Here is a 26204-nt window from a genome sequence, read left to right as displayed (position 1 = left end):
GCGTCGTCCCGCGCCACTCTTTTTGGAAAGCGCCCATGTCTATTCAACTCGGTCCCGATTACGTCCGTGCAATCGCTCCCTATCAGGCTGGCAAGCCGATTTCGGAAGTGGCGCGCGAGTTCGGCCTCGATGAGGCGAAGATCGTCAAGCTCGCGTCGAACGAGAACCCGCTGGGCATGCCGGAATCGGCGAGGCGGGCGATGCAGGCTGCATTCGACGAGCTGGCGCGCTACCCGGACGCCAACGGCTTCGAGCTGAAGCAGGCGATCAGCGCCAGGTACGGCGTGCCGCAGGACTGGATCACGCTTGGCAACGGCAGCAACGATATCCTCGAACTCGCCGCGCATGCACTGGTGCAGCCGGGGGAATCGGTGGTGTACGCGCAGTATTCGTTTGCGGTCTATCCGCTCGCGACCCAGGCGGTGGGCGGCCGCGGCATCGTGGTGGCGGCGAAGGACTACGGTCACGACCTCGACGCGATGGCTGCTGCGATCGCCGCCGATACGCGCCTTGTGTACATCGCCAATCCGAACAATCCGACCGGCACCTTCCTGCCGGCCGAAAAGATCGCGGCCTTCCTCGCGCGCGTGCCGGCGAACGTCGTCGTGGTGCTGGACGAGGCCTATAACGAGTACCTGGCGCCCGAACTGCAGTACGACTCCATCGCCTGGGTGCGCGAGTACCCGAACCTGATCGTCTCCCGCACGCTGTCCAAGGCCTACGGCCTGGCGGGCCTGCGCGTCGGTTTCGCCATCGCGCAGCCGCCGCTGACCGACCTCCTCAACCGCATCCGCCAGCCCTTCAACGTCAACTCGCTGGCCCAGGCGGCGGCCGTGGCCGCTCTCAACGATACGGAATTCCTTGCCCGCAGCGCCAGGCTCAATGCCGATGGCTACCGCCAGCTGACGGCGGCATTCGAAGCGATGGGCCTGGAGTATGTGCCGTCGTTCGGCAACTTCGTGCTGGTGCGCGTCGGCGACGACGACGGCGCGGGCGCGCGCGTCAATCTGGCCCTGCTCAAGCAGGGCGTGATCGTGCGGCCGGTCGCCAGCTACGGCCTGCCGCAGTGGTTGCGCATCTCCATCGGCCTGCCGGAAGAGAACGAGGCCTTCATCGCCGCACTGAAAAAAGTGCTGTCCTGACCGTGTTCGACAAGATCGCGATTTTCGGTGTCGGCCTGATCGGCGGCTCCTTTGCCCTCGCGCTGAAGAAGGCCGGGGCGGTGCGCGAGGTCGCGGGTGTCGGCCGCAGCGCGCCGGTGCTGGCGCGGGCCCGGGCGCTCGGCATCATCGACCGCGCCTGCGGCTCGGCCGCGGAAGCAGTGGCCGGCGCCGACCTGGTGCTGATCGCGGCGCCGGTGGCGCAGACGGGAGCCATCCTGTCCTCGATCCTGCCGCACCTCGAGGCCGGCACCGTCGTCACGGATGCCGGCAGCACCAAGTGCGACGTGGTGGCGGCCGCGCGCGAGGCGCTGGGCGAACGCATCGCGCAATTCGTGCCCGGCCATCCGATCGCGGGACGGGAGCAGAACGGACCGGACGCCGCGCTCGACGACCTGTACATCGGCAAGAAAGCGGTGCTCACGCCGCTGCCCGAAAACCGGACGGAAGACGTCGAACGGGTGGGCGCCGCCTGGCGCGCCTGCGGCGCCATCATTCACCGTCTCACGGCGGAAGAGCACGACAAGGTGTTCGCCGCCGTGAGCCACCTCCCCCATCTGCTGGCCTACGCGCTGGTGGACGACATCGCGCGCAAGCCCCACGCCGACCTGCTGTTCCAGTATGCCGCCAGCGGCTTCCGCGACTTCACCCGCATCGCCGGTTCGTCCCCGGAAATGTGGCGCGACATCTCGCTCGCCAACCGCGCCGCGCTGCTGGCCGAGCTGGATGCCTATATGCTTCAGCTGGGAGCCGTGCGGGAGCGGCTGGCGGCCGCGGACGGCGCGGCACTGGAGGCGGTGTACGCGAATGCCCAGCATGCGCGGCAGAACTGGGTACGCACCATCGAAGCGGCCGAGAAACAGAACAGACAGGGCGGCGACTGAGCGCCGTATGCGTCCATGAAACACTATCCTCATCATCTCGACCTGCAGCCGGCCATGCATGCGCAGGGCACCGTGCAGCTGCCGGGCTCGAAAAGCATTTCCAATCGCACGCTCCTGCTCGCCGCGCTGGCCGAGGGCAAGACCGATATCCGCGCGCTGCTCGCCTCCGACGATACCCATGTCATGCTGATGGCACTGCAGAAGCTGGGCGTGCACTGGACGCAGCGGGGCGAGTCGCGGGATTACGAAGTGCAAGGCATTGCCGGCGTCCTGCCGGTGCATCAGGCCGACCTGTTCATGGGCAACGCGGGCACCGCGATACGGCCGCTGACGGCCGCGCTGGCAGTGCTCGGCGGCGACTTCAGCCTGCATGGCGTGGCGCGCATGCACGAGCGTCCGATCGGCGACCTCGTCGATGCGCTCAATGGCATCGGCGCCGACATCGAATACACCGGCGAACCGGGCTTTCCGCCATTGCACATCCGGCGCGGGCACATCCACTCGCACCGGCTGCAGGTGCGGGGCAATGTCTCGAGCCAGTTCCTGACTGCATTGCTGATGGCGGCGCCGCTGATGGCCGCGCGCGAGCCGGTGCGCATCGACGTGGTCGGAGAGCTGATCTCCAAGCCCTACATCGAGATCACGCTCAACCTGATGCAGCGTTTCGGCGTGGAGGTGCAGCGCAAGGGCTGGCAATCCTTCACCATCGCCGCCGGACAGCACTATCGCAGCCCGGGCGTCATCCATGTCGAAGGGGATGCCTCGTCGGCGTCGTATTTCCTCGCGGCCGGTGCGATCGCGGGCGGCCCGGTGCGGGTCGAGGGCGTGGGGCGCGACAGCATCCAGGGCGACGTGCGCTTCGTCGACGCGCTGCAGGCCATGGGCGCGGCCGTCACCCTGGGCGACAACTGGATAGAAGCGCGCGCCGACGGTCCTCTCAGGGCGATCGACGCCGACTTCAACCACATCCCCGATGCGGCGATGACCGTCGCGGTGCTGGCGCTGCATGCGCAGGGCACGAGCATGCTGCGCAACATCGGCAGCTGGCGGGTCAAGGAAACCGACCGCATCGCGGCGATGGCGACCGAGCTGCGCAAGCTCGGCGCCGATGTCGAGGAGGGCGCGGACTACCTGCGCGTGACGCCGCCAGAACAAATCCAGCCGGCGGCAATCGATACCTACGACGATCACCGCATGGCGATGTGTTTTTCGCTGGCGTCGCTGGATGGCGCGCTGCGCCGCGGCGCGCCGCTGCGCATCAACGACCCCAAGTGCGTCGCCAAGACTTTCCCCGATTACTTCGAGGCATTCACCCGCATCGCCCGCAACGACCTGTTGTAGGCGAGCCGCCCTGATGCAGACATGACCCAGAACCACCCGATACCCGTGATCGCCATCGACGGCCCCACCGCTTCCGGCAAGGGCACCGTCGCCCAGCGCGTGGCCGAACAGCTCGGCTTCCATTACCTCGATTCCGGCGCCCTGTACCGGCTGACGGCGCTGTCCGCGCTGCGCCACGAGGTGCCGCTCAACGATGAGCATGCGCTGTCGAAACTGGCGGAGAAACTGCCGTGCCGCTTCACCGGCGACCAGGTATGGCTGGCCAATGAAAACGTCACCAATGCCATCCGGGCCGAGGAAGTTGGCAACACGGCATCGAAAATCGCCGCGCTGCCCTATGTGCGCCGGGCGCTGGTCGGACTGCAGCTCGGCTTCCGCCAGGCGCCCGGACTGGTCGCCGACGGGCGCGACATGGGCACCGTGATCTTTCCCAACGCCAGCCTCAAGGTATTTCTGACCGCCAGCGTCGAGGCGCGCGCCGAAAGACGCTATAAGCAATTGATTGGCAAGGGTTTTGCTGCTAATATGGCCAACCTTCTCAAGGATTTGAGGGAGCGTGACGAGCGTGATTCGCAACGCGCCGTCGCCCCATTGAAACCGGCGGAAGGAGCGCACATCTTGGAGACTTCGCGGATGACTGCTGATGAAGCCGTCGAGCAGGTGCTCAAATGGTACGCGGCAGTAAAACGGCACGCATGAGCGTGGCGTGATGTAGTCCGATTGGTGCCCGCCCCGGCGCAAAGCCTGTGCGGGTGTTGATTAACCTGACCCAGCCGGTGATTTGAACAGACACCATCACTGCTGGCCAAAACCTTCTCTTATCTATGTCTATTGCGCAACAACAATCCACTGGTTCCGAAAGCTTTGCAGCCCTGTTCGAGGAGTCGCTGACTCGTCAGGACATGCGGAACGGTGAAGTGATTTCGGCTGAAGTCGTCCGCGTCGACTACAACTTCGTCGTCGTGAACGCCGGCCTGAAGTCCGAAGCATTCATCCCCATCGAAGAATTCAAGAACGACAACGGTGAAGTCGAAGTCCAGATCGGCGACTTCGTCACCGTTGCGATCGAATCGCTGGAAAACGGTTTCGGCGACACCATCCTGTCGCGCGACAAGGCCAAGCGCCTGGCATCCTGGCTGGCGCTCGAAAAGGCCATGGAATCCGGCGAGCTGGTCACCGGTACCGTCAACGGCAAGGTCAAGGGCGGCCTGACCGTTCTGACCAACGGCATCCGCGCCTTCCTGCCGGGTTCGCTCGTCGACACCCGTCCGGTCAAGGACACCACCCCGTACGAAGGCAAGACCCTGGAATTCAAGGTCATCAAGCTGGATCGCAAGCGCAACAACGTCGTGCTGTCGCGCCGCGCAGTCATCGAGGCATCGATGGGCGAAGAGCGTGCGAAGCTGATGGAAACCCTGAAGGAAGGCACCATCGTCACCGGTATCGTCAAGAACATCACCGACTACGGCGCGTTCGTTGACCTCGGCGGCATCGACGGCCTGCTGCACATCACCGACCTCGCATGGCGCCGTGTGCGTCACCCGTCGGAAGTGCTGTCCGTCGGCCAGGAAATCACCGCCAAGGTCCTCAAGTACGATCAGGAAAAGAACCGCGTCTCGCTGGGCGTCAAGCAGCTCGGCGACGATCCGTGGACCGGCCTGTCCCGTCGCTACCCGCAGGGCACCCGCCTGTTCGGCAAGGTCACCAACCTGACCGACTACGGTGCGTTCGTGGAAGTCGAGCAGGGCATCGAAGGCCTGGTGCACGTGTCCGAGATGGACTGGACCAACAAGAACGTGGCGCCGAACAAGGTCGTCCAGCTGGGCGACGAAGTCGAAGTCATGGTCCTGGAAATCGACGAAGAGCGTCGCCGTATCTCCCTTGGCATGAAGCAGTGCAAGCCGAATCCGTGGGAAGACTTCGCGATGAACCACAAGAAGGGCGACAAGGTCCGCGGCGCGATCAAGTCGATCACCGACTTCGGCGTGTTCATCGGCCTGCCGGGCAACATCGACGGCCTGGTTCACCTGTCCGACCTGTCCTGGACCGAAGCCGGCGAAGAAGCCGTGCGCAAGTTCAAGAAGGGCGACGAGCTGGAAGCCGTCGTGCTGGCGATCGACGTCGAGCGCGAGCGTGTCTCGCTGGGCGTCAAGCAGCTCGAAGGCGACCCGTTCAACAACTTCGTTGCGATGAACGACAAGGGCGCGGTCGTGACCGGCACCGTCAAGTCGGTCGAGCCGAAGGGCGCCGTGATCCAGCTGTCTGATGAAGTCGAAGGCTATCTGCGTGCATCCGAAATCTCCCGCGACCGCGTGGAAGATGCGGGTACCCACCTGAAGGTCGGCGACAAGGTCGAAGCGATGATCATCAACATCGATCGCAAGTCGCGCAGCATCCAGCTGTCGATCAAGGCCAAGGACAACGCCGAGACCCAGGAAGCCATGCAGAAGATGTCCGCGGACTCCAGCGCAGCTTCCGGCACCACCAGCCTGGGCGCTCTGCTGAAGGCCAAGCTCGACAACAAGCAATAAGGCACGGCACCGTAAATGACCAAGTCGGAGCTGATTGCACGTCTTGCCGAGCGCTTTCCGCATCTGGTAGCCAAGGATGCGGATTTCGTGGTCAAGACGATACTCGACGCGATGGCGGATGCGCTGTCCAACGGGCAGCGCATCGAGATCCGGGGCTTTGGCAGCTTCGCCCTGAACTGGCGTCCGCCGCGCATCGGCCGCAATCCGAAGTCCGGCGACAAGGTGATGGTGCCCGAAAAGCGGGTGCCCCACTTCAAGCCCGGCAAGGAGTTGCGGGAGCGGGTCGACGCCATGGTCGGCCAGCCTTTGAGCGACGACTGAGATCGTTTGCGGACACGAAAACGGCATCTTCGGATGCCGTTTTTTTTTCGGCCTCGCCACGCCCGGCCGCCGGGTCGGGCGTTTCTTTTCACGTACAATTCCGGTTCATTCTTTCCCGCAGCACGCATGGACCTGGGACCCGCTCAATGAAAATCGTCTTCCGGATTGTCGCGGTCATACTCTTCGTTCTTTTCTTTGGATTTGCGCTAAAGAACACGCAGGAGGTTGCGCTACGCTACTTCCTCGGTTACGAAATGCGCGGCCCGCTGGTGCTGCTGCTGCTTGGGTTCTTCTGCGCCGGCGCGGCGCTCGGCATCCTGGCGATCATGCCCACCCTGGTGCGTCTGCGGCGCGAGCTTGCCGGCCTGCGCCGACAGGTCTCCGGCCTGGAGCAGGAGCGCGCCGCACAGATGCAGGTCCGCGTCCGGCCGCCGCAGCCGGACAGCGTCATCAATTCATAACAAGACCATAAAACGAACAGCGCATGGAATTCGAAACCTGGTGGCTGCTGGCCATCCCCTTCTTCTTCGGCCTGGGCTGGCTGGCCGCCCGCGTGGACATTCGCCACGTGGTGTCGGAGTCGCGCAGCCTGCCGCGCGGGTATTTCCGCGGGCTGAATTTCCTGCTCAACGACCAGCCGGACAAGGCACTCGACGCCTTCATCGAGATCGTCACCCTCGATCCTGAAACCATCGAACTGCATTTCGCGCTCGGCAACCTGTTCCGCCGCCGGGGCGAGATCGAGCGCGCGATCCGCGTCCACCAGAGCCTGCTGGCGCGCCCCGACCTGCCGCAGGAATACAAGCTGCAGTCGCAGTACGAGCTTGGCCAGGATTACCTGAAGGCCGGCCTGCTCGACCGCGCCGAAGAGACGTTCAACCTGCTCACCGACACCCAGTACGGCGCCCAGGCCCGCCGCATGCTGCTGGAAATCTATCAGCGCGAGAAGGAATGGACGCGCGCGATCGACGCCGCGCGCGGGCTGCAGGAATCGGGCGCCGGCGCCCGCCAGAAGGAAATCGCGCAGTTCTATTGCGAGCTGGCGCAGGACGAACTGGTGCAGACGCGTCCCGACGCCGCCCTCGCGCTGCTGGACAAGGCGCTTGCCGCCGACCGCAGCAATGTGCGCGCCGCGATTCTGGCCGGCGACGCGCATCTGGCCAAGGGCGATGTCGAGACCGCGCTCGCGTCCTGGCGCAAGGTGGAGCAGCAGAGCCTGCCGCATGCGGCGCTGGTCGCGCAGCGGCTCATGGACGGCTACCGCGCCATCGGCCGGCCGCAGGAGGGCGTCAACCTGCTCAAGAACTACCTCGCCGAAGCGCCGTCCATCGACCTGCTCGAGGTGGTGTTCAAGGCCGTGCTCGACCTTGACGGCGTGGAAGCGGCGAATCAGCTCGTCAGCGACGAATTGCGGCGCACGCCGACCCTGCTCGGCCTCGACAAGCTGCTGGAGGCGCGGCTGATGGAAGCGCCGCCCGAGATGCGCTCGGAGCTGTCGCTGGTCAAGAACCTGGTGCATGGCTATGCGCAGAAGCTCGCGCGCTACCAGTGCAGCCACTGCGGCTTCAAGGCGCGCCAGTTCTACTGGCAGTGTCCCGGCTGCAGCCGCTGGGAATCCTACCCGCCGCGCCGCACCGAAGAACTCAACGTGATGAACTGAGCGGTTGCCGCCGCCTCGCAAGGATATATACGCCCCATGCTGAAACTGCCGGAAGTCTCTCCACGCCTGCTGATCGCCGGCGACGTCATGCTCGACCGCTACTGGTTCGGCGATGTGAATCGCATCTCGCCCGAGGCGCCCGTGCCGGTGGTGCGGGTGGTGCGCCGGGAAGACCGGCTTGGCGGCGCCGCCAACGTGGCGCGCAACTCGGTCGCGCTCGGCGCCCGGGTCAGCCTGCTCGGCGTGGTCGGGCAGGACGAGGCGGGCGATGCGCTGCAGCGCCTGCTGGCGGAGACCGGCATACAGGGAAACCTGAACCGCGATCCCAGCATCGCCACCATCGTCAAGCTGCGCGTGATCGGGCGCCAGCAGCAGTTGCTGCGTGTCGATTTCGAAGCGCCGCCCACGGATGAGATCCTGCGCGACAAGCTCACGCAGTACAACGCACTGCTGCCGGCGAGTGACCTCGTGGTGCTGTCCGATTATGCGAAGGGCAGCCTGGTCAACGTGGCGCAGATGATCGATGCCGCGCGTGCGGCCGGCAAGCGCGTGCTGGTCGATCCCAAGGGCGAGGATTTCAGCCGCTATCGCGGCGCCAGCGTCCTGACCCCCAACAAGTCCGAATTGCGGCTCGCGGTGGGCGGCTGGAAGAACGAGGACGATCTCAGCCGCAAGGCGCATGCGCTGCGCGAAGAACTGGGGCTGGAAGCATTGCTGCTCACGCGCTCGGAAGAGGGCATGTCTCTCTACACCGCCAGCGAGACCCTGCATATTCCCACGCTCGCGCGCGAGGTGTTCGATGTGTCCGGCGCGGGCGATACCGTGATCGCCACCCTGGCCGTCATGCTTGCCGCCGGCATGCCGATGGTACGCGCGGTGGAGGTCGCCAACCGGGCCGGCGGCGTCGTGGTCGGCAAGCTGGGAACCGCCACCGTCACCCGCGAAGAGCTGGAAGGCTGAAGCGACGGTTCCGGTGGCGTACGTGGTGCGCCGACTGCGATTAGAATGTATTTTTTTTGAATCTCACGCAGCCGGATCCACATGCCTTACCTGACTATCGAAGACACCATCGGCAATACGCCTCTCGTGCAATTGAGGCGCCTGCCCGGCGAGGACGCGGCGCGCCGCAACAATGTCATCCTCGGCAAGCTGGAAGGCAACAATCCCGCCGGCTCCGTCAAGGACCGGCCGGCGCTGTCGATGATCAAGCACGCGGAAGCGCGCGGCGAGATCAAGCCCGGCGATACCCTGATCGAAGCCACCAGCGGCAATACCGGCATCGCCCTCGCCATGGCGGCAGCCATGCGCGGTTACAAAATGGTTCTGCTGATGCCGGAGAACCTGAGCGAGGAAAGGCGGCAAAGCATGGCCGCCTACGGCGCGCAGATCATTCTCACCCCGAAGACCGGCGGCATGGAATATGCGCGCGACCTGGCCGAGCAGATGCAGCGCGAAGGCCGCGGCATCATCCTCGACCAGTTCGCTAATCCCGACAATCCCCTCGCGCATTACGAGACGACGGGACCGGAGATCTGGCGCGACACCGAAGGAAGGGTCACGCACTTCGTGAGCGCGATGGGCACCACCGGGACCATCATGGGCGTGTCGAAGTATCTGCGGGAGAAAAACCCCGAGGTGCGCATCATCGGCGCGCAGCCGGAAGAGGGATCGCAGATTCCCGGCATCCGCAAGTGGCCGGAAGCCTACCTGCCCAAGATCTACGACAAGTCGGCGGTGGATCAGCTGGAGTACGTCAGCCAGGCGACGGCGGAGCACATGGCGCGCCGGATGGCGGTGGAAGAGGGGATTTTCTGCGGCATTTCGGCGGCCGGCGCCTGCGAAGTCGCGCTGCGGATTTCGCGCACGGTCGAAAACGCGACGATCGTCTTCATCGTCTGCGACCGTGGCGACCGCTATCTGTCTACCGGCGTCTTCCCTGCCTGAACAGGGAAGTGCGGCGACGTCTTACTCTTCGTCCTGCCGGGATGCCGGCAGATCCTTGGGCTTGAACTGCTTGTCGCTGATGCGGAACTTGTCGCGGCGGTCGCCCATCAGGTTGCGCAGTTCCTTGATGCTGAGGTCGCTCACCTCGTGCATGCGGATCAGCAGCGAAGCCCCGACCGGCAGGCGGCGGTGACGAATCTTGCTGATCACCGGCGGCGCCACTTCCAGCGCCCGCGACAGTGCGGCATCGTTCTTCAGGTTCAGCTTCTCGATCAGCGCGTCGAGCAGGTTGTTCGGATCGTAGTTGACCTGGTCTGCCAGGCGTGTGCTGGGGCGGGGGCTTGTCTCGTTCTGGTCCATGGTGTCGATATTGCCTGAAAGAATAGTCAGAGTCTTAATAATTCCACATTGCAAGATTGCTGTACAGCTTAACCCATCTGCCGCCGGAAAAATGTTTCATTTATGTAACGAAACATGTCCGTGCGACAATGGCAAATTACACAACTGCAATATAGTTAAAAAATTCCAACGGGGCAACATTTTTGTTGATGCCAGGCCCGACGCTGCCCATCGCTTCCAGACATAAGTGGCGACAGGCGGTTCCTGAGTTGCGGAAAAGTTATTTTTCGTCTTTCGGCGCCGCCATCAGGGCCTTCCAGCCATCGAGGCCGAGCCTTTGCATCGTCTCGATATTGCGGCTGTAGATTTCCTCGGCATCGGGAAAGGCCGCGACCGCCCGGTCGATGCTGGCTTCGCGCAGCAGGTGCAGGATCGGATACGGCGAGCGGTTGGTGAAATTGCCGATATCGTCGGCGCCGGCGTCGGCGAACTGATAGTCGGGATGGAAACTGGCCACCTGCAATTCGCCGCTCAGCCCCAGCTCGTCCACCGCCGCTTCGGCGACATCGAGAAACGCGTTGTAGTCGAGGAAGTCGCCGAGCACCCAGGGATGAATCAACAGCGTGGTGTCGGTCTCCTCTGCCGGCGTGGCGTGCAGCCGCTGCAGTTCGGCGACGAGATCGCCGAGCAATTCCTCGGGCGTGCGCGCGTCGCTGACGGCGTGCCGCGCCTGTCCCTTGATGTGCACCGACTTCGCGAACGGGCAGAGATTGAGTCCGATGACCGCCGCTTCCAGCCAGTGCCGGGTGGCGGCGACGATGGCGGCGGTGTCCTTGCTGTCTTCGAGAATGGCCATGACCCGCGTGGGCAAAGCAGCGATTATCGCCCCGATCGCCGGGCTTTGCTGTACATTTGCCGCTCCCGCAAAACCGCAAGCAACGATGGCACTCAAAGCGACTATCTTCAAGGCCGACCTCCAGGTAGCCGACATGGACCGTCACCACTACGGCGACCACGCACTGACGCTCGCGCGCCATCCGTCGGAGACAGACGAACGGATGATGGTGCGCCTGCTCTGTTTCGCGCTCCATGCCGACGAAGCACTTGCCTTCGGGCGCGGGCTGTCCACCGATGACGAACCCGACCTGTGGCAGAAGGATCTGACGGGCGCCATCTCCCTGTGGATCGAGGTCGGGCAGCCGGATGAAAAACGCATTCTCAAGGCCTGCGGCCGCGCCGAGCGGGTCATGGTGTACTGCTATGGCGGCGCCAGCCATGTGTGGTGGAACCAGGCGGGGCCGAAGCTGGAGCGGGCGCGCAATCTCACCGTCGTCAGCCTGCCGTCGGCGTCGACCCAGGAGCTGGCGCAGCTCGCCCAGCGCACGATGCGCCTGCAATGCACGATACAGGACGGCCAGGTGTGGCTGGGCGACGGCAGCCGCAGCGTGCAGATCGAACCGCGGGTGCTGATGGCGCCGTCAGCGGCGTAAACGGGTAAAGGCTTCGAATTCCCAGGAACGCATCGCCAGCAGCAGGGTATAACCCTCGCGGTGCTGCATGGCGAGCTTCTGGTCGGTCTGGTGCTGCTGCGCGAAGTCCTGCGCGACCCGCTGCAGGCGTTCGACGAAGGCGGGCGCCTGGCTCTTGCCGATCGATCCGTGCACCAGCACCAGGGCTTCATCCTCGCGATCGAAGCCGCCCGAAAAATAATCATGCAGCGCGTGCTCGCGGAAGAAGTTCATCACCGGCCCGTGCGGACGCCAGCTGAAGGTCTTGGCCAGCTTGAGCCGGTAGCGGTTGAGCGGACGCAGCTCGATGATGCCGATGCGGTCGAGCTGCGCCAGATACTTGATGGCCTCGGCTTCGTCCAGGCGGTAACTCGCGACGATCTGCTCCAGCGTCCACTGGCTGAGCACGCAGATCGCGACCAGCAACAGCTTCTTGTCGGCCACCACCGCCTTCTCCTGCGCCAGCGTCAGCTCGGCCAGCAGCGGCTGCGCATCGGCGACGCGGCGCGCGAGATCGGCGAAGTCTATCTTCAGCGCGACGCAGATCTCATCCACGCGCGACAGCGGCATGTCGCCGCGGGCGAACATGCGCTTGATGCTCGACTCGGCCATGCCGAGTTTTCTGGCGAGGCCGGCATAGGTGAGCCGGGCGTCCTTGAGTTCTTCCTTCAGGGCGGCGATCAGGTGGGCGCTGGTGGTCATTGGTATCGTTTCCTGCTACTGCGGGTAGCCGCGGATACCAATGGTACAGAAATTGTTTCCCGCCCGGATGACAGAAGGTATATTCGCTGCAATTCCACGAACCGGGAAAGACCATGAATCAGACCGTGCAGCACAGGGAGACGGAAGCCGGCCACCCGAATCAGTTTGCCCTGCTGAGGCAGCGCCGCTTCGCCCCTTTCTTCTGGACGCAGTTTTCCAATGCGGCCAACGACAATCTCTTCAAGTTCGCCTTCACCGTCATGGTGACCTACCAGCTGCAGGTCGCCTGGCTGCCGCCGGCGCTGGCCGGGCTGGCGATCGGCGCGCTGTTCATCCTGCCCTTCCTGCTGTTCTCGGCCACCAGCGGCCAGATCACCGACAAGTATGAGAAGACCGCGATCATCCGGCTGGTGAAGAATGTGGAGATCCTGATCATGGCGCTGGCGGCCTACGGCTTCCTCGCCGGGAACGTGCCGGTGCTGCTGGCCTGCGTGTTCCTGATGGGCCTGCACTCGACCGTGTTCGGGCCGGTCAAGTTCGCCTATCTGCCGCAGGCGCTCAACGAGCGCGAACTCACCGGGGGCAACGGCATGGTGGAGATGGGGACCTTCGTCGCCATCCTGCTCGGCAATATCGCCGGCGGCCTGCTGATCGCCGTGCCGGAGATCGGCCGCCTCCAGGTGGCCGTGGCCTGCGTGCTGGTGGCGGTGCTCGGCCGCCTCGCCGCGCAGTTCATCCCGAAGGCGCCTGCCACCGACCCGGACCTGAAAATCAACTGGAATCCGGTCAGCGAAACCTGGCGCAACCTGATGATGGCGCGGCAGAACCTGGTGGTGTTCCGCTCGGTGCTCGGCATCTCCTGGATGTGGTTCTTCGGGGCGGTCTTCCTCAGCCAGTTCCCGAGCTTCGCCAAGGAGGTGCTGCATGGCGACGAGCAGGTGGCGTCGCTTCTGCTGGTGGTGTTCTCGATCGGGATCGCGTCCGGCTCGCTGCTGTGCGAAAGCCTGGGCCGGCGCCACGTGGAAATCGGCCTGGTGCCGCTCGGCGCGATCGGCATGAGCGTGTTCGGCACCGACCTGTATTTCGCCTCGCGCAGCCTGCCCGCCTCCGAGGTGATGGGTATCGCGCGCTTCGTCGCGGAGCCGGCGCACTGGCGGGTGATGGCGGACCTGGCGCTGCTGAGCCTGTCGGCCGGGCTCTACAGCGTGCCGATGTATGCGCTGATCCAGCTTCGCTCCCAGCCGACGCACCGCGCCCGCATCATCGCCGCCAACAATATCGTCAATGCGCTGTTCATGGTGGCCAGCTCGGTCATCGTCGGCGCCCTGATCAAGGCCGGGATGACGATTCCGCAGGTGTTCCTGTTCGTCGCCCTCGCCAACGCGGTGGTCGCCGGCTACATCTTCCTGCTGGTGCCGGAATACCTGCTCCGTTTCGTGGCCTGGGTGATGTCGCATTTCATGTACCGCTTCAAAGTGCAGGGCGACGAGAACATCCCGGCGTCCGGGCCGGCGGTGCTGGTCTGCAACCATGTCAGCTTCGTCGACGCGATACTGATGAAGGCGGCCAGTCCGCGGCCGATCTATTTCATCATGGACCACCGCATCTTCCGCATCCCGGTCCTGGGCGCGCTGTTCCGGCTGGCCAGGGCGATCCCGATCGCGCCGCGCGGCGACGACCCGGCGGCATACGAGCGTGCGTTCGAGGAAGCGGCGCGGGTGCTGAGGGAAGGCGACCTGCTGGCGATCTTCCCCGAAGGCGGCATCACCCGCGACGGCAAGTTGCAGCCGTTCAAGGGCGGGGTGGTGAAGATCCTCGAGCGCGCGCGCGCCGACGGCATCGACCCGCCGGTGGTGCCGATGGCGCTGACCAATCTCTGGGGCTCCTTCTTCAGCCGCATCGAACAGGTCAACGGCGAGCGGGTGGCGATGGTGCGGCCGTTCCGGCGCGGCATCTTCAGCCGGGTCGGACTTAATATCGGCGGCCCGGTCGCCGCGGGTGAGGCCCGGCCGGAACTGCTTCAGCAGCGCGTGGCCGCCTTGCTGGACGGGAAGTAGTATCGCAAAACGATACCGATAAGCTTTCGGAGCGCGACCGGCATAGTATTCCTGTGCTTTTTACGCGCCCTCTCCTCACAATGAAGACTCATCCACTTCTTGTGAGGAGCAACATGAAAACCACCCTGATTCACCGCGACAGCCGTGCCTGGCAGCTGCAGGTCTGGATTTCCTTCGGCCTGGCGGCCCTGATGTGCGGGACCGGACTCGCCTGGCTGCCCGGCACCGACCTGGACCGGGTGTTCATGATCATGGGTTACCTCTTCTGCCTGACCAAGGTCTTCGTGCTGGCCAAGCTGGTGCGCGACAACGAGCAGGCGCGCATCGAGGGCCGGACGAGCGATACGCCGCTGTTCAAGTACGTGGTCTGGGCCGGCTTCTTCCTTGCCATGGCCCTGACCGCCTGGGGACTGATGCGCATGGCGATCAACGAGACCTACAAGGCCTATCTCGGCGTGGCGTGGCTCTACCTGGTCAGCTCCGCCTTCACCCTGGCCAAGACCCTGCGCGACAAGCATGAAGCCGACCGCGCCGAAGCGGCCGCCACGCTGTAAGCCCGCCGTTCACGCAAAGGAGACATCATGAAGAAATCCCTCATCGCATCGGTGCTGGCCCTGCACCTGCTCGGTTCCGGCAACGCGGCCGCACATGGCGACGCATCGGCGCTGAGCGCGCTCTCAGCACTGCCGCTGGCCTCGGTCGTCGTCGGCGCCAGCGCCGCCGGCGCCGTGATCGCCGTCCCGGCCGCGCTGTCGGTCTCCGGGGCGGTCCTGGTGGTGAAGGCGGTGGAGAGCAGCGCACGCGGCGTGGTGCTGGTGCTGGAGCGTGCATCGGACGGCGCCCGCGCCAGCGTGGAAATCGTCGGCAAGGGCGTGGGCGCGTCCGCGATCGCGGTGGGCGGCACGGTGACGGTGAGCGTGATCGGCGCCGGCACCGTGCTGTCGGTGGCCGGCGAAGCGATTGCCTTCCTGCCCAATGCGATCGGCCGGGCGCTGGTGCATAACGAACGACTGACCGACTGAGGCCGCGATGAGACTCACTTCGATTCTGGGCGTCGCCATGTTAGCGCTCGCCGCACTCGGCACGCCGCCGGCCCACGCCGGAAGGTCTTGCGAAGAGAAAAAGCCGGCGGTCGAGACGGTGGTGCGCGGCCTGAGGCTGGCGGAGCGCACCCTGCATGCGCTCGATGCCAGCGGCCACAAGGTGGTGCTGCTGGCACGCGCCGGGCAGGACCTGTCCCGCTACGGGCTGAGGTATTCCCATCTCGGTTTCGCGTATCGGCAGCCGGACGGGCATGGCGGTCATGTCTGGCGGGTGCTGCACAAGCTCAACCACTGCGGCAGCGCCGAGTCGGCGATGTATCGCCAGGGACTGGCCGAGTTCTTCCTCGACGACCTGTGGCGATTCGAGGCGGCCTGGGTGGCGCCGGCCGCGCCGGTGCAGGACAAGCTGTACGCGCTGCTGCTGGACGAGCCGCGCGCCCTGGCGCTGCATCACAAACCCTACAGCATCGTCAGCTTTGCCTGGGGCCGCAAGTACCAGCAATCCAACCAGTGGGCGGCGGAGACCCTGGCCGCGGCGATGACGGATGGCGCCACCCGGCAGCGCGCCCAGGCATGGCTGCAGTGGCAGGATTTTCAGCCGGCGATGCTGAGGATCGGCGCGCTGACCCGGCTCGGCGGGCGCGTGGCCGCGGCCAATGTCGCCTTCGACGACCATCCTGATGCGCAACGCTTCACCGACCGGATCGAGACGGTGACGGTGGAATCGGTGTTCGCCTGGCTGGGCCGGTCCGGTCTCGGCGGCCCGGTGCAGGTGCTGCGGCTGGACGGGACTTGACTCTGTAGCGGCTACAGGGTTTCCAATGCCGGTATCTGAAGAAGGAGGAAAAGATGTCGGATTGCTGTTCCGGGGGCTGCGCCTCCAGCCGTCCGCCGGTCGACCCGGCCTATCGCCGCATCCTGTGGATCGCCCTGGTGGTGAATGCCGCCATGTTCGGCATCGAAATCGTGAGCGGCGTCGCGGCCGGCTCGGTCTCGCTGCTGGCCGACGCCGTGGATTTCCTCGGCGACGCGGCCAACTACGCGGTATCGCTGTTCGTGCTCGGCATGGCGGCGGTCTGGCGTTCGCGCACCGCGTTGTGGAAGGGCGTCACCATGGGCGCTTACGGCCTGTTCGTGCTGGGCGCCGCAATCTGGCATGCCGTCAGCGGCACGGTGCCGGAGCATGTGACCATGGGCGCCACCGGGTTCCTGGCGCTGTGCGCCAATCTGCTGGTGGCGGTGCTGCTTTTCAGCCGTCGCAACGGCGATGCCAACATGCGCTCGGTCTGGCTATGCACGCGCAACGATGCGATCGGCAACGTCGCGGTGATGCTGGCGGCGCTCGGCGTATTCGGCACCGGCGCCGGCTGGCCCGATATCGTGGTGGCGAGCATCATGGCCCTGCTCGGACTGAGCGCGGCGAAATCCGTGATCGGCCAGGCGCGCGTGGAGCTGCGGGCGGCTTGAAGGCGACCGGCCGCTTGTGCGGGTTTTGACTCAGGTCATGTTCTTTCCGGCGCCGGCGCCTTAAGTTCCGGCAATGCCTTGCCGAACGAGCAAGAGGGCGGAAACCAGCCCTCCCGGTGCGAGGTCTCACCCTTGTTCCCCGGATGACTGTGATGAAACGCGAGACCAGACCCAGCGCGGCCAAGCCGCAAAACAAGACTGCCCTGCCCGGCGGCAAAGCCGGGCAAAGCCGGATGCCGCCCCGCAAGGCCTGGCTGATCTTCGTGATCATCCTGTTCGTCAACTATGTGTTGATGAAGACCTTCTTTCCCGGCGCCGACGCGCCGGTGACCGTGCCGTACACCGTCTTCAAGCAGGAAGCGGCCAAGGGCAACGTCAAGTCCATCTACAGCCAGGGCGACAGCATCGAAGGCCGCTTCAACAACGCGGTCACCTGGCCGCCGCAGCAGCAGGGCGAGGCCAAGGACGCGCAGCCGCCCGCGCAGCAGAAGGGCCTGCTTGCCACGCCGCCGAGCCGCACCTCGAACACCTTTACCACCACGCTGCCGGCTTTCGTCGATCCGGGACTGGAGCAATTCCTCATCGACAACAAGGTGGAAATCAGCGCCACGCCGATACAGGAGGGCAGCGCGCTCGGCACGCTGCTGTTCGGCTTCGGTCCGGCCATCCTGATCATCGCCTTCTACGTCTGGCTGTACCGGCGCGCGGCGCAGCAGAGCGGCGGCGCGATGGGTGGCGGACTGTTCGGCATCGGCAAGAGCAAGGCGCGCCGCTACGACCAGGAGCAGGACTCGCGCGTAACTTTCAACGACGTCGCCGGCATCGACGAGGCCGAGAACGAACTGGTGGAAGTGGTCGACTTCCTCAAGGATCCGCACAAGTACACCCGGCTCGGCGGCGCCGCGCCCAAGGGCGTGCTGCTGGTCGGTTCGCCCGGCACCGGCAAGACGCTGCTGGCGCGCGCGGTGGCGGGCGAGGCGGGGGTGCCGTTCTTCTCGATGAGCGCGGCCGAGTTCGTCGAGATGATCGTGGGCGTGGGCGCCGCGCGGGTGCGCGACCTGTTCAGGCAGGCGCGCGAAAGCGCTCCGGCCATCATTTTCATCGACGAGCTCGACTCGATCGGCCGCGCGCGCGGACAGGTCGCCATCGGCGGCTCCAGCGAGCAGGAGCAGACGCTCAACCAGATCCTGACCGAGATGGACGGTTTTTCCAGCCGCGAGGGCATCATCGTACTGGCCGCGACCAACCAGCCCGACGTGCTCGACAAGGCCCTGCTGCGCCCCGGCCGCTTCGACCGCAGGGTGGTGGTCAACCTGCCGGACAAGACCGGCCGCGAAGCCATCCTCAAGGTCCATACCCGCAAGGTGCCGCTGGCGCCGGACGTGCGGCTGACGGAGCTGGCCTCGGCCACGCCCGGGCTGGCCGGCGCCGACCTCCGCAATCTGGTGAACGAAGCCGCACTGCTGGCCGCGCGCCGGGAGCAGGACCAGGTCCGGCACAAGGACTTCGTCGACGCGCTCGAAAAGATCGTGCTCGGTCCGGAGCGGCCGATCCTGCTGTCCGAGGCGGACCGCGAGCGCATCGCCTATCACGAGAGCGGGCACGCGATCCTCGGCCTGCTGGTGCCGGGCGCCGACCCGGTGCACCGCGTGACCATCGTGCCGCGCGGACAGGCGCTCGGCGTCACCTACCAGCGACCGCAGACCGACCGCTACAACTATCCGGAAGCCTATCTGCGTGCGCGCATCGTCGGCATGCTGGGCGGGCGCGTGGCGGAGGAAATCGTCTACGGCACGCGTACCACCGGCGCCGAAAACGACATCGAGCAGGCCACCGGTCTCGCACGCAGCATGGTCACCCGCTGGGGCATGAGCGACAAGCTCGGCATGGTGCAGCTGGCGTCGCGCCAGAACCCCTTCCTCGGCGGCGGTGGCGGCTTCGGCGGCGACAAGCCGTTCAGCGACGAGACCGCGCGCCTGATCGATCTCGAAGTGCAGCGCATCATCGAGGCATGCCACCGCGACGCAACCCGCCTGCTCGCGACCCACCGGCCCGCACTCGACGCGCTGGTGGACGCGCTGCTGCAGCGGGAAACGCTGGACGAGCGGGAAATCCTGGAAGTGACCGGCCTGCCGCCCGCGCCGCCGCTCGAAAGCCGCCCGCTGGCCGTGGTGGCGGGACGCGGCCGCGACCGCGCCCAGGCTTGACGCCCGACAGGGACGCGCGGCCGGCGTTCAACTTCGCGGCGATGCCGGTGTCAATGCTCTATCCGACACCGGAACATCCGAAGCATGCGTTACGCGTGGAAATCATGGACGCCGTATCTGGCCTGGCCTGTGCTGGCACTTGTGCTGAGCCTCCTGCTGTGGGGACTGCTGCAAGTGCACCTGCAGGACGAAGAGAAGCGCGCGCGCGGGGTGGCGCTGCAGGAAGTCGCCCTGCATGCCCGGTCTTACGCCGGCCAGCTCTACCGCTCGCTCGAGGCGCTGGATCAGATGACCCTCTACATCAAGCATGGATGGGAATCGTCGCCGGCGGAGTTCAGGCTCGAGCGTTTCGGGCTCGAGGCCGGCCGCGGGCATGAAGCGGCGTTCTACGGCACCATCGTCGGCCGCAACGGCCGCCTCCTGACCAGCACCATTCCCGATCCGCGCGATGCCAATGTCCGCACCGAGCCGTTCTTTCGTGTCCACGCGGAGAGTCCCGGCGGTCGCGGACTGTTCGTCGGCCTGGCGACGGAAGGACATTTTTCGGGCCAGCACGTGATTCCCTTCAGCCGGCGCCTCGCGGACCCCGACGGGCGCTTCGCGGGCGTCGTGCTGCTGTCGGCGAAACCGGAATACTTCATGGCCGGCTACGACGACGTCGCTCTCGGAAAATACGGGTTTCTCGGCATCCTTGGGCCGGATAACGAGACCCGGCTCGCCCGGGTCGGCGACAAGGTATTCCTTCCCGAAGACAGGCCCCTGGTCGGTCCGGTGCGCGTCTTCTCCGAGAACAGCGGATCCGCGGTCGAAAGCGGCGGCTGGTTTTCCGATGGCCGTGCCCGTTTCGTCAGCTGGCAGCGGACCGCCGGCTATGACATGACGATCGTCGCGGGTCTCGACCGCGAGACCGCGCTCGCCGGCTTCGTCTCTTATCGTCGCGCTGCCATCAACAATGCGATCGCGCTGACGGCGGCGTTCATGCTGCTCGGCATCGGCGGCGGCATCGCCAGCAGGCGGCTGCATACGCGCAAGCGCGAACTGGACCGGGTGCGCGCCACCTATCGCACCGCTACCGAAAGCGGAGCCGACGGCTTCTTCATCGCCCGTCCCCGGGTGCATGCCGGCGGCCAGAGCGATTTCCGCATCGAGGACTGCAACGCGCGCGCCGCCGACATGCTGGGCTTGCGCCGCGAGGAACTCGTCGGCTTCCATATCGGCGACCTGTTTCACACCCGCGCGGCGCAACAGCTCACGGCCCTGCTGACGACGGCGCATGAGCGCGGCCTGTACGAGGAAGACCTCGATACCTCGCAGCTCGGACTGCGCGCGAAGCGGTGGTTCCACTTGCGGGTGGTGCGGCCCGACGGCGACCTCGCGGTCACGATGCGCGACGTCACCGATGCCCGGCTACACCTGCAGGAACTTGAGCGGCGCGGCAACGAGGACGTGCTCACCGGCCTGCACAACCGCCATTGGGCCAATACCTACCTGCCGCAGGCGGCGGAGGACTGCGCATCACACGGCCTGCGCCTGGCGTTGCTGTTCATCGACCTCGACGGTTTCAAGGCCGTCAACGACACCATGGGTCATGACGCGGGAGACGACATGCTGCGCCACGTGGCCCGGCGCCTGAGGGATGCGGTTCGCCCGCGCGACCCGGTCGCGAGGATAGGGGGCGACGAGTTCCTCGTCCTGCTCGAGAGGATAGGCGGCCCCGCCGAAGCGGCCGCCGTCGCCGAACGTGCGCTCGACGCCTTCAGGCGGCCGTTCAGGACCATCAAGGGCTCGCGCACCATCGGCGCCTCGATCGGCATCAGCATGTACCCGCAGGATGGCGGGGACGCGGAAACGCTGCTTGCGGCGGCGGACGCGGCGATGTACATGGCCAAGACCAGCGGCAAGAACGGTTACCGCTTCTTCGACCAGCGCTTCTCCGACGCGATCCGCGACAGGCACCGCCGCGAACTCGAACTCGTTCACGCGATCGAGCATGACCAGTTCGTCGTCTACTATCAGCCGCGGGTGGAGGTCGCGACGGGTACGACCTGCAGTTTCGAGGCGCTCGTCCGGTGGGCGCATCCCACCCGGGGCATCGTCGGCCCGGACGAGTTCATTCCTCTTGCCGAGGAAAGGGACCTGATCGTCGAGCTGGGGGAACTCGTCCTCGACAAGGTCTGCGCCCAGCTCGCGTTCTGGGCCACCACCGGGCAGGCGGTGGTGCCGGTTTCGATCAATGTCTCGGGCAAGCACTTCCGCGACAGCAGAATCCTGCGCGTGCTGAAGGAAGCCATCGACCGCCACGGCGTGCCGCCCCACCTCGTCGAGCTGGAGATCACCGAGGCGTCGGTGATTGATGGCGGCGAAGAAGTCATCCACGCCATGCATGCGCTGCAGAAGATGGGGATCGCGCTGCTGGTGGACGACTTCGGCACCGGCTATTCGTCGCTGGCGCAGCTGCAGCGGCTCGAATTCGATGTGCTCAAGGTCGACCGGGCCTTCACCCGCGAGCTGAACCGGTCGAACGAGGGCAGGGTGCTTTTCACCGCCATCATCACCATGGCCCATGCGCTCGGCATGAGGGTGGTCGCCGAAGGGGTGGAGTCGCGCGAGCAGCTGCAGACGCTGAAGGCCCTGCGCTGCGACGAGGCGCAGGGTTTCTACATATCGCGTCCGCTGCCGCCCTCGGTGTCGCAGCCGATGTTCACGCATCGCGTGTGAGCGGCGCGCTCAGCCCTGCTCAGCCCTGAGGAAGGCCGAGATTCCGGTTGGCCGGCACGGCCACCTCCAGCAGCCTGGGCTTCGGCAGGTCAAGCCGGCCCATCAGGTCGACAAAATCCGCGCGGTCCCGGTGGGCCAGGCGGCTATTGTGCTCACGCTCCCAGCCGATGGTCGAGGCTGCGCGTCCCTTGTAGTCGTGGGCCGGCCAGACAAGGGTCTCGGGCGGCAGCGTGAAAAGCTTGCCGGTCACGCTGTCGTACAATGCCTCGGCACTGCCGCCCTGGAAGTCGGTGCGTCCGCAGCCGTCGATCAGCAGCGCATCGCCGGTGAATGCATTGCCGCGCCAGACATAGGACATGCTCCCGGCGGTATGTCCGGGCGTATGCAGCACCCTGATTTCTTCGCCGTCGCCGAAGCGAATCACATCCCCGTCCTGCAGCTGAAGGTCGGCCGGCGCAATCCCGCAGGCGGCCGGCGCGGCCGCGCGCGCGCCGGTGACCTGCCGCAGTTGTCCGGCCGAGGTGATGTGATCGGCATGTGCATGGGTTTCCAGTATCGCCACGAGCGTCAGTCCGAGGCGCTGCAATTGCTGCAGGTCGCGCTCCCACTGCCGGTCGACGGGGTCGATGATCACCGCTTCGTTGCCGCGCGCGGCGCGCAGGATGTAGGTGCAGGTTGACGACTCCGGGTCGAAAAGCTGGATCGGTTGCATGTTTGCTCCTTCAGGTCAGGTCGGAAAATTGGACACGCGCCAGGCGAATGCATCGAACAGCATGCGGGCAGCCACCACCGCCGACACCGCGGCGAAACCCTTCTGCAGCCATGCTCCGGCCAGGCGAGCGGCCGCGCGGCGCCCGGCGAGCATGCCTGCCAGCGCGCCGGCGGAGAAGGGCAGGGCGACCCCCCAGTCCAGTCTGCCGGCGACCATGCTGGAGGCCACGCCGCTGACGGATACCAGCGCGATCACGGCGAGCGATGTGGCCACGATGGATTCCATGGCAAGGCTGGTGTACCGGCCCATCGCGGGCACGACGACGAAGCCGCCGCCGACACCGAGGAGACCGGAAAGCAGGCCCGCGAGAGAGCCCGCGCCGGCGAGCGCGCGGGTGCAGCGCATCGACCAGAGGAAACGTCCTGTGGCGGCGCTTGTCACGCATGGCGGCGCGCCGGCACCGGCCCGCGGTTCCCGGTCCGGCGAGGCCGACGCCTGGCGCCACGCGCGTAACGCGACGAAGAACAGCACGAACGCAAACAGAAACCCGAGCCAGGTCCCGTCCACGCGGCCCGCAAGCCACACGCCGAGCGGTGCGCATGCCGCACCCGCGGCGGCGATCAGAAAGGCGGCGCGGTAGCGCACGATGCCCGCTCCGAGGCCGAGGACAGCGCCAAGCGCCGCCGCCAGGCCCACCGCGAGCAGCGCCACCGGCGCCGCGGCCGGCATGGCGAGCCCGGTGCCGAAGACCAGCAGCGGCACCGCAAGAATTCCGCCGCCGGCGCCCGTGAGCGCCATGATCAGGCCGACCGTGGCGCCGAGTGCAAGCATGGTGGACATCGATCCGCTCCTTCCCGATTACCCGCTGATGCTGCGTGAACGGGCCGAGACCAGCCTGTCCTGGATGTCGTGAATCAGCATCCCCGCCAGCATCGCGGCAAGGAAGATCAGTGGCTTTCCCCCCAGCGACACGGATACGAGCGCCGGACCGGGACAGTAGCCGGCCAGGCCCCAGCCGACGCCGAAGGTCAGGCTTCCGAGTACGAGGCGACGGTCGATCCTGGTCGCGCCCGGCATGCGGAAGGCATCGCCCAGCCATGCGCGGGTGAGGCGGCCGGCGCGATGGAATGCGAAGGCGCCGACCAGGACCGCGCCGCCCATGACGAAGGCAAGCGATGGATCCCACTCGCCGGCGAGGTCGAGAAATCCGATCACCTTGGCCGGATCGGTCATTCCCGACAGGATCAGGCCGAGCCCGAAAACCAGTCCGGCGGCAAAAGACATCAGGATGTGCATGCGCGGCCCCTTATCCGGCTTGTGCAAGAAGGTGGCGCGTGACATAGACCGTCACGAAACCCGCGGACATGAAGGCGGCGGTGGCGGCCAGCGAGCGCGGAGAGCGGCGGGAGAGCCCGCAGACGCCGTGGCCGCTGGTGCAGCCCGATCCGTAGCGGGTCCCGATGCCGACCAGCAGGCCGGCGACGACGAGTGTCGCCGTGTCCGCATCGACCCGCGCATCCGGCAGTGGCGCAAGCAGCGCAAAGAAAAGGGGTGCCGCAACCAGGCCGCCCAGGAAGGCCAGGCGCCAGCCGACATCGCCGGCGGCGGGCCGCAACAGTCCGCCGATCACGCCGCTGATGCCCGCGATGCGTCCGTTAAAGAGCAGGAACATCGCCGCCGCGAGGCCGATCATCAGGCCTCCCGCGAGCGAGGTCCATGGCGTGAAGTGTGTCCAGTCGATGGTCATGTCCGGCCTCCCCGATGGCTTGCGCCGCTTTCGTCCCCGGCGCGTCGATACGATAAGAATCCGTTGCTCCTCGCGCCGGCGAGAACGCGGCGCCCCGGATCCCGGCAACGCTTACAATATATAAGCATTGAATATATAAATCAATAGATCGTTTGGCTGAAGCGCCGGGGGCCGGACGGATACATGCAACGCCGGCGTCACGCTTGTGGAGAAAAGATATGAAAGCCAATGTGGGTGGTGTCGACCGCGTGTTGCGGATCGTGCTGGGCGCGGGCCTGATCCTCGCCGCTTTGTCGGGGCAGATCGGCGCATGGGGGTGGCTGGGAGTCGTTCCCTTGCTGACCGGGGTGTTCCGGTTTTGCCCGGCGTATCTGCCGTTCGGCTTGCGGACTTGCGAGAGGAAGTGAGCGAAAGCGGATGCTTTCCCGATCGTCAGGCGCCGGCGCCGCCTGACGAAGGGGCGCCGGCAGACCCTACTTCGCGCGCCCCTTGCGGCTTCCCTTGCCGCCGCAATACAGCTCGTAGAGCACCTGCATGACCGCCATCGCTTCCTTGCTGGCGATGCTGTAGAAGATCTGCTTGCCTTCCCGCCGCGTATGGACCATTTCTTCCTCACGGAGGACGGTCAGCTGTTGCGAAAGTGTGGGCTGCCGGATCCCGGTCAGCGCCTCGAGTTCGGCGACGGAAAATTCGCCCTGCGTCATCTGGCACAGCAGCATCAGGCGGTCCGGGTTCGCCAGGACTTTCAGCAAGCCACTCGCCTTGCCGGCGGCTTGCTGCAGGTCGGAGATATCGAATTCGGTGGATGGCATGTTCTCGGGTGTCGCGGCGCGAATCATTTAATCAAAACATATTATATGAAAGACGCTGATCCGGTTCTGCCACGGCGATGGCCACGCATGGCGCGAGTGGACGGATTGTCAACGCGAGGCGTGCAAAATCTTGCATGAGCCGGCCATTCGCGTCATCATTGCCTGTTGGCACCGTCGGGGCTGGATGATTCGCCCGCCTTGCCTTCATCTTCGTACTGTCTCAAGGAAAAAAACCATGCGTTCTCTGTTGTTGACCGGCGTCGCCGCCGGGGCAATTCTGCTGTCTGCCTGTTCTTCCACCCCGCTGAGCGAAACCAAGGATGCCAATGCCGGCGCCGCCGCGGCTTCCGCGACCGCCGATTCCCGTTCCGTCGCCCCGCTCAACGTCGCTTCCGATCCGCTGAACGATCCGAAGGGCGCGCTGGCCAAGCGCAGCGTCTATTTCGACTACGACAGCTATGTCGTCCGCGAGGATGGCCGTCCGGTCGTGGATAACCACGCCAAGTACCTGAATGCCAACAAGGGCCGCAAGATCGTCATCCAGGGCAACACCGACGAGCGCGGCGGCAGCGAGTACAACCTGGCGCTCGGCCAGAAGCGTGCCGAAGCGGTGCGCAAGTCGCTGGCGCTGATGGGCGTCGCGGAGTCGCAGATGGAAGCCGTGTCCTTCGGCAAGGAAAAGCCGAAGGCCACCGGCCACGACGAGGCTTCCTGGGCCGAGAACCGCCGCGCCGATATCGCCTATTGACCGACGGGCGTCTGAGCGTTCCTGCAAGGCCTGCGTTTTCGCAGGCCTTTTTTGTTTGCCGCCTGTTCCAGGCGTCATGCGCACGTAACAATCGGGCATTACAGTTCGCTCACTCTTTTCTTGACCCTGCTGGAGTGAAAATGCGACTGAACAAATTCTTTGCCACGATGGCCATCGCCGCCGGAGCAAGCTTCATCAACAACGCGATCGCCGCCGACATCACCGGCGCCGGCGCGACCTTCCCGTACCCGATCTATGCGAAGTGGGCCGAGGAATACAAGAAGGCCACCGGCACCGGCCTGA

General features: G+C 65.7%; 28 protein-coding genes and 1 pseudogene. 21 read left to right on the top strand and 8 right to left on the bottom strand.

All coding sequences use genetic code 11. The features are described from left to right. Positions 1 to 35: 35 nt before the first annotated feature. From hisC to cysM, 10 genes are all read left to right on the top strand, one after another. Positions 36 to 1142, top strand: a complete 1107-nt coding sequence (hisC, locus tag NCCP691_RS16160; protein ID WP_220809593.1) for a histidinol-phosphate transaminase — start codon at positions 36 to 38, stop codon at positions 1140 to 1142. Positions 1143 to 1144: 2 nt separating this feature from the next. Next, on the top strand, positions 1145 to 2044 hold the full coding sequence (locus NCCP691_RS16155; RefSeq protein WP_220809592.1) for a prephenate dehydrogenase: 900 nt from the start codon (positions 1145 to 1147) through the stop codon (positions 2042 to 2044). A gap of 15 nt (positions 2045 to 2059) precedes the next feature. Further along, a complete protein-coding gene (gene aroA, locus NCCP691_RS16150) occupies positions 2060 to 3385 on the top strand; it encodes a 3-phosphoshikimate 1-carboxyvinyltransferase (protein ID WP_220809591.1) in 1326 nt (441 codons plus the stop codon). 21 nt (positions 3386 to 3406) lie between these two features. Beyond that, entirely contained in the window at positions 3407 to 4084 is a 678-nt protein-coding gene (gene cmk, locus NCCP691_RS16145; protein WP_220809590.1) for a (d)CMP kinase, read from the top strand. Between the two features lie 125 nt (positions 4085 to 4209). Then, on the top strand, positions 4210 to 5916 hold the full coding sequence (rpsA, locus tag NCCP691_RS16140; protein WP_220809589.1) for a 30S ribosomal protein S1: 1707 nt from the start codon (positions 4210 to 4212) through the stop codon (positions 5914 to 5916). Between the two features lie 15 nt (positions 5917 to 5931). Next, positions 5932 to 6237, top strand: coding sequence for an integration host factor subunit beta (locus NCCP691_RS16135; protein ID WP_220809588.1), 306 nt, complete (start codon positions 5932 to 5934; stop codon positions 6235 to 6237). A 146-nt stretch (positions 6238 to 6383) separates the two neighbouring features. Then, positions 6384 to 6698 carry a LapA family protein gene (locus NCCP691_RS16130; protein ID WP_220809587.1) on the top strand — a complete coding sequence of 105 codons (315 nt, stop codon included), beginning with the start codon at positions 6384 to 6386 and terminating at the stop codon, positions 6696 to 6698. 23 nt (positions 6699 to 6721) lie between these two features. Then, positions 6722 to 7897, top strand: a complete 1176-nt coding sequence (lapB, locus tag NCCP691_RS16125) for a lipopolysaccharide assembly protein LapB (protein WP_220809586.1) — start codon at positions 6722 to 6724, stop codon at positions 7895 to 7897. Between the two features lie 36 nt (positions 7898 to 7933). Further along, positions 7934 to 8857 carry a D-glycero-beta-D-manno-heptose-7-phosphate kinase gene (gene rfaE1 / locus NCCP691_RS16120; RefSeq protein WP_220809585.1) on the top strand — a complete coding sequence of 308 codons (924 nt, stop codon included), beginning with the start codon at positions 7934 to 7936 and terminating at the stop codon, positions 8855 to 8857. 81 nt (positions 8858 to 8938) lie between these two features. Further along, the gene (gene cysM, locus NCCP691_RS16115) at positions 8939 to 9841 is read left to right on the top strand and encodes a cysteine synthase CysM (RefSeq protein ID WP_220809584.1); all 903 of its coding nucleotides are present in this window, start codon (positions 8939 to 8941) and stop codon (positions 9839 to 9841) included. A 21-nt stretch (positions 9842 to 9862) separates the two neighbouring features. Here cysM and NCCP691_RS16110 read toward each other — a convergent pair whose 3' ends face one another. Next, a complete protein-coding gene (locus tag NCCP691_RS16110) occupies positions 9863 to 10201 on the bottom strand; it encodes a hypothetical protein (RefSeq protein ID WP_220809583.1) in 339 nt (112 codons plus the stop codon). Positions 10202 to 10460: 259 nt separating this feature from the next. After that, positions 10461 to 11036, bottom strand: a complete 576-nt coding sequence (locus NCCP691_RS16105; protein ID WP_220809582.1) for a DUF1415 domain-containing protein — start codon at positions 11034 to 11036, stop codon at positions 10461 to 10463. Positions 11037 to 11121: 85 nt separating this feature from the next. Here NCCP691_RS16105 and NCCP691_RS16100 point away from each other — a divergent pair, with 85 nt between their 5' ends. Then, positions 11122 to 11670 carry a YaeQ family protein gene (locus NCCP691_RS16100; RefSeq protein WP_220809581.1) on the top strand — a complete coding sequence of 183 codons (549 nt, stop codon included), beginning with the start codon at positions 11122 to 11124 and terminating at the stop codon, positions 11668 to 11670. On the opposite strand, the gene NCCP691_RS16095 is transcribed toward NCCP691_RS16100, so the two are convergent. Beyond that, positions 11659 to 12390, bottom strand: coding sequence for a helix-turn-helix domain-containing protein (locus tag NCCP691_RS16095; protein WP_220809580.1), 732 nt, complete (start codon positions 12388 to 12390; stop codon positions 11659 to 11661). The genes NCCP691_RS16100 and NCCP691_RS16095 overlap by 12 nt on opposite strands. A gap of 113 nt (positions 12391 to 12503) precedes the next feature. On the opposite strand from NCCP691_RS16095, the gene NCCP691_RS16090 reads away from it, so the two are divergent. From NCCP691_RS16090 to NCCP691_RS16060, 7 genes are all read left to right on the top strand, one after another. After that, a complete protein-coding gene (locus NCCP691_RS16090; RefSeq protein WP_220809579.1) occupies positions 12504 to 14447 on the top strand; it encodes an MFS transporter in 1944 nt (647 codons plus the stop codon). A gap of 113 nt (positions 14448 to 14560) precedes the next feature. Continuing rightward, positions 14561 to 15001, top strand: a complete 441-nt coding sequence (locus NCCP691_RS16085) for a YiaA/YiaB family inner membrane protein (RefSeq protein WP_309295123.1) — start codon at positions 14561 to 14563, stop codon at positions 14999 to 15001. 27 nt (positions 15002 to 15028) lie between these two features. Then, on the top strand, positions 15029 to 15469 hold the full coding sequence (locus tag NCCP691_RS16080) for a hypothetical protein (RefSeq protein WP_220809577.1): 441 nt from the start codon (positions 15029 to 15031) through the stop codon (positions 15467 to 15469). A gap of 37 nt (positions 15470 to 15506) precedes the next feature. Next, positions 15507 to 16286, top strand: a complete 780-nt coding sequence (locus NCCP691_RS16075; protein WP_238482468.1) for a DUF2145 domain-containing protein — start codon at positions 15507 to 15509, stop codon at positions 16284 to 16286. 53 nt (positions 16287 to 16339) lie between these two features. Continuing rightward, positions 16340 to 16957, top strand: coding sequence for a cation efflux transmembrane domain-containing protein (locus NCCP691_RS16070; RefSeq protein WP_220809575.1), 618 nt, complete (start codon positions 16340 to 16342; stop codon positions 16955 to 16957). 152 nt (positions 16958 to 17109) lie between these two features. Continuing rightward, entirely contained in the window at positions 17110 to 19164 is a 2055-nt protein-coding gene (gene ftsH / locus NCCP691_RS16065; RefSeq protein WP_220809574.1) for an ATP-dependent zinc metalloprotease FtsH, read from the top strand. An 84-nt stretch (positions 19165 to 19248) separates the two neighbouring features. Next, on the top strand, positions 19249 to 21882 hold the full coding sequence (locus tag NCCP691_RS16060; protein WP_220809573.1) for a bifunctional diguanylate cyclase/phosphodiesterase: 2634 nt from the start codon (positions 19249 to 19251) through the stop codon (positions 21880 to 21882). A gap of 19 nt (positions 21883 to 21901) precedes the next feature. Here NCCP691_RS16060 and NCCP691_RS16055 read toward each other — a convergent pair whose 3' ends face one another. The 4 genes from NCCP691_RS16055 to NCCP691_RS16040 are packed head-to-tail and all read right to left on the bottom strand — an operon-like array spanning position 21902 to position 24395. Beyond that, positions 21902 to 22594, bottom strand: coding sequence for an MBL fold metallo-hydrolase (locus NCCP691_RS16055; RefSeq protein WP_220809572.1), 693 nt, complete (start codon positions 22592 to 22594; stop codon positions 21902 to 21904). A gap of 15 nt (positions 22595 to 22609) precedes the next feature. Next, a complete protein-coding gene (locus NCCP691_RS16050) occupies positions 22610 to 23434 on the bottom strand; it encodes a sulfite exporter TauE/SafE family protein (RefSeq protein ID WP_220809571.1) in 825 nt (274 codons plus the stop codon). Positions 23435 to 23452: 18 nt separating this feature from the next. Continuing rightward, the gene (locus NCCP691_RS16045; RefSeq protein ID WP_220809570.1) at positions 23453 to 23890 is read right to left on the bottom strand and encodes a YeeE/YedE family protein; all 438 of its coding nucleotides are present in this window, start codon (positions 23888 to 23890) and stop codon (positions 23453 to 23455) included. Between the two features lie 10 nt (positions 23891 to 23900). Next, positions 23901 to 24395 carry a YeeE/YedE family protein gene (locus tag NCCP691_RS16040; RefSeq protein ID WP_373870368.1) on the bottom strand — a complete coding sequence of 165 codons (495 nt, stop codon included), beginning with the start codon at positions 24393 to 24395 and terminating at the stop codon, positions 23901 to 23903. Between the two features lie 164 nt (positions 24396 to 24559). Between NCCP691_RS16040 and NCCP691_RS16035 the strand changes: the two genes are divergently transcribed. Continuing rightward, positions 24560 to 24748, top strand: a complete 189-nt coding sequence (locus NCCP691_RS16035) for a YgaP family membrane protein (RefSeq protein ID WP_220809568.1) — start codon at positions 24560 to 24562, stop codon at positions 24746 to 24748. 66 nt (positions 24749 to 24814) lie between these two features. On the opposite strand, the gene NCCP691_RS16030 is transcribed toward NCCP691_RS16035, so the two are convergent. Then, entirely contained in the window at positions 24815 to 25153 is a 339-nt protein-coding gene (locus NCCP691_RS16030) for an ArsR/SmtB family transcription factor (protein WP_220809567.1), read from the bottom strand. A gap of 235 nt (positions 25154 to 25388) precedes the next feature. Between NCCP691_RS16030 and pal the strand changes: the two genes are divergently transcribed. Both pal and NCCP691_RS21420 read left to right on the top strand, forming a co-directional pair. After that, the gene (gene pal / locus NCCP691_RS16025) at positions 25389 to 25901 is read left to right on the top strand and encodes a peptidoglycan-associated lipoprotein Pal (RefSeq protein ID WP_220809566.1); all 513 of its coding nucleotides are present in this window, start codon (positions 25389 to 25391) and stop codon (positions 25899 to 25901) included. Between the two features lie 140 nt (positions 25902 to 26041). Next, positions 26042 to 26204: pseudogene (locus NCCP691_RS21420) on the top strand (phosphate ABC transporter substrate-binding protein PstS); the annotation flags it as partial.

This window comes from Noviherbaspirillum aridicola (assembly GCF_019656455.1).
In the GTDB taxonomy this organism is placed as follows: domain Bacteria; phylum Pseudomonadota; class Gammaproteobacteria; order Burkholderiales; family Burkholderiaceae_D; genus Noviherbaspirillum; species Noviherbaspirillum aridicola.
The sequence above is the reverse complement of the archived record's forward strand: the minus strand, read 5'-3'. Positions and strand labels throughout refer to the sequence as shown.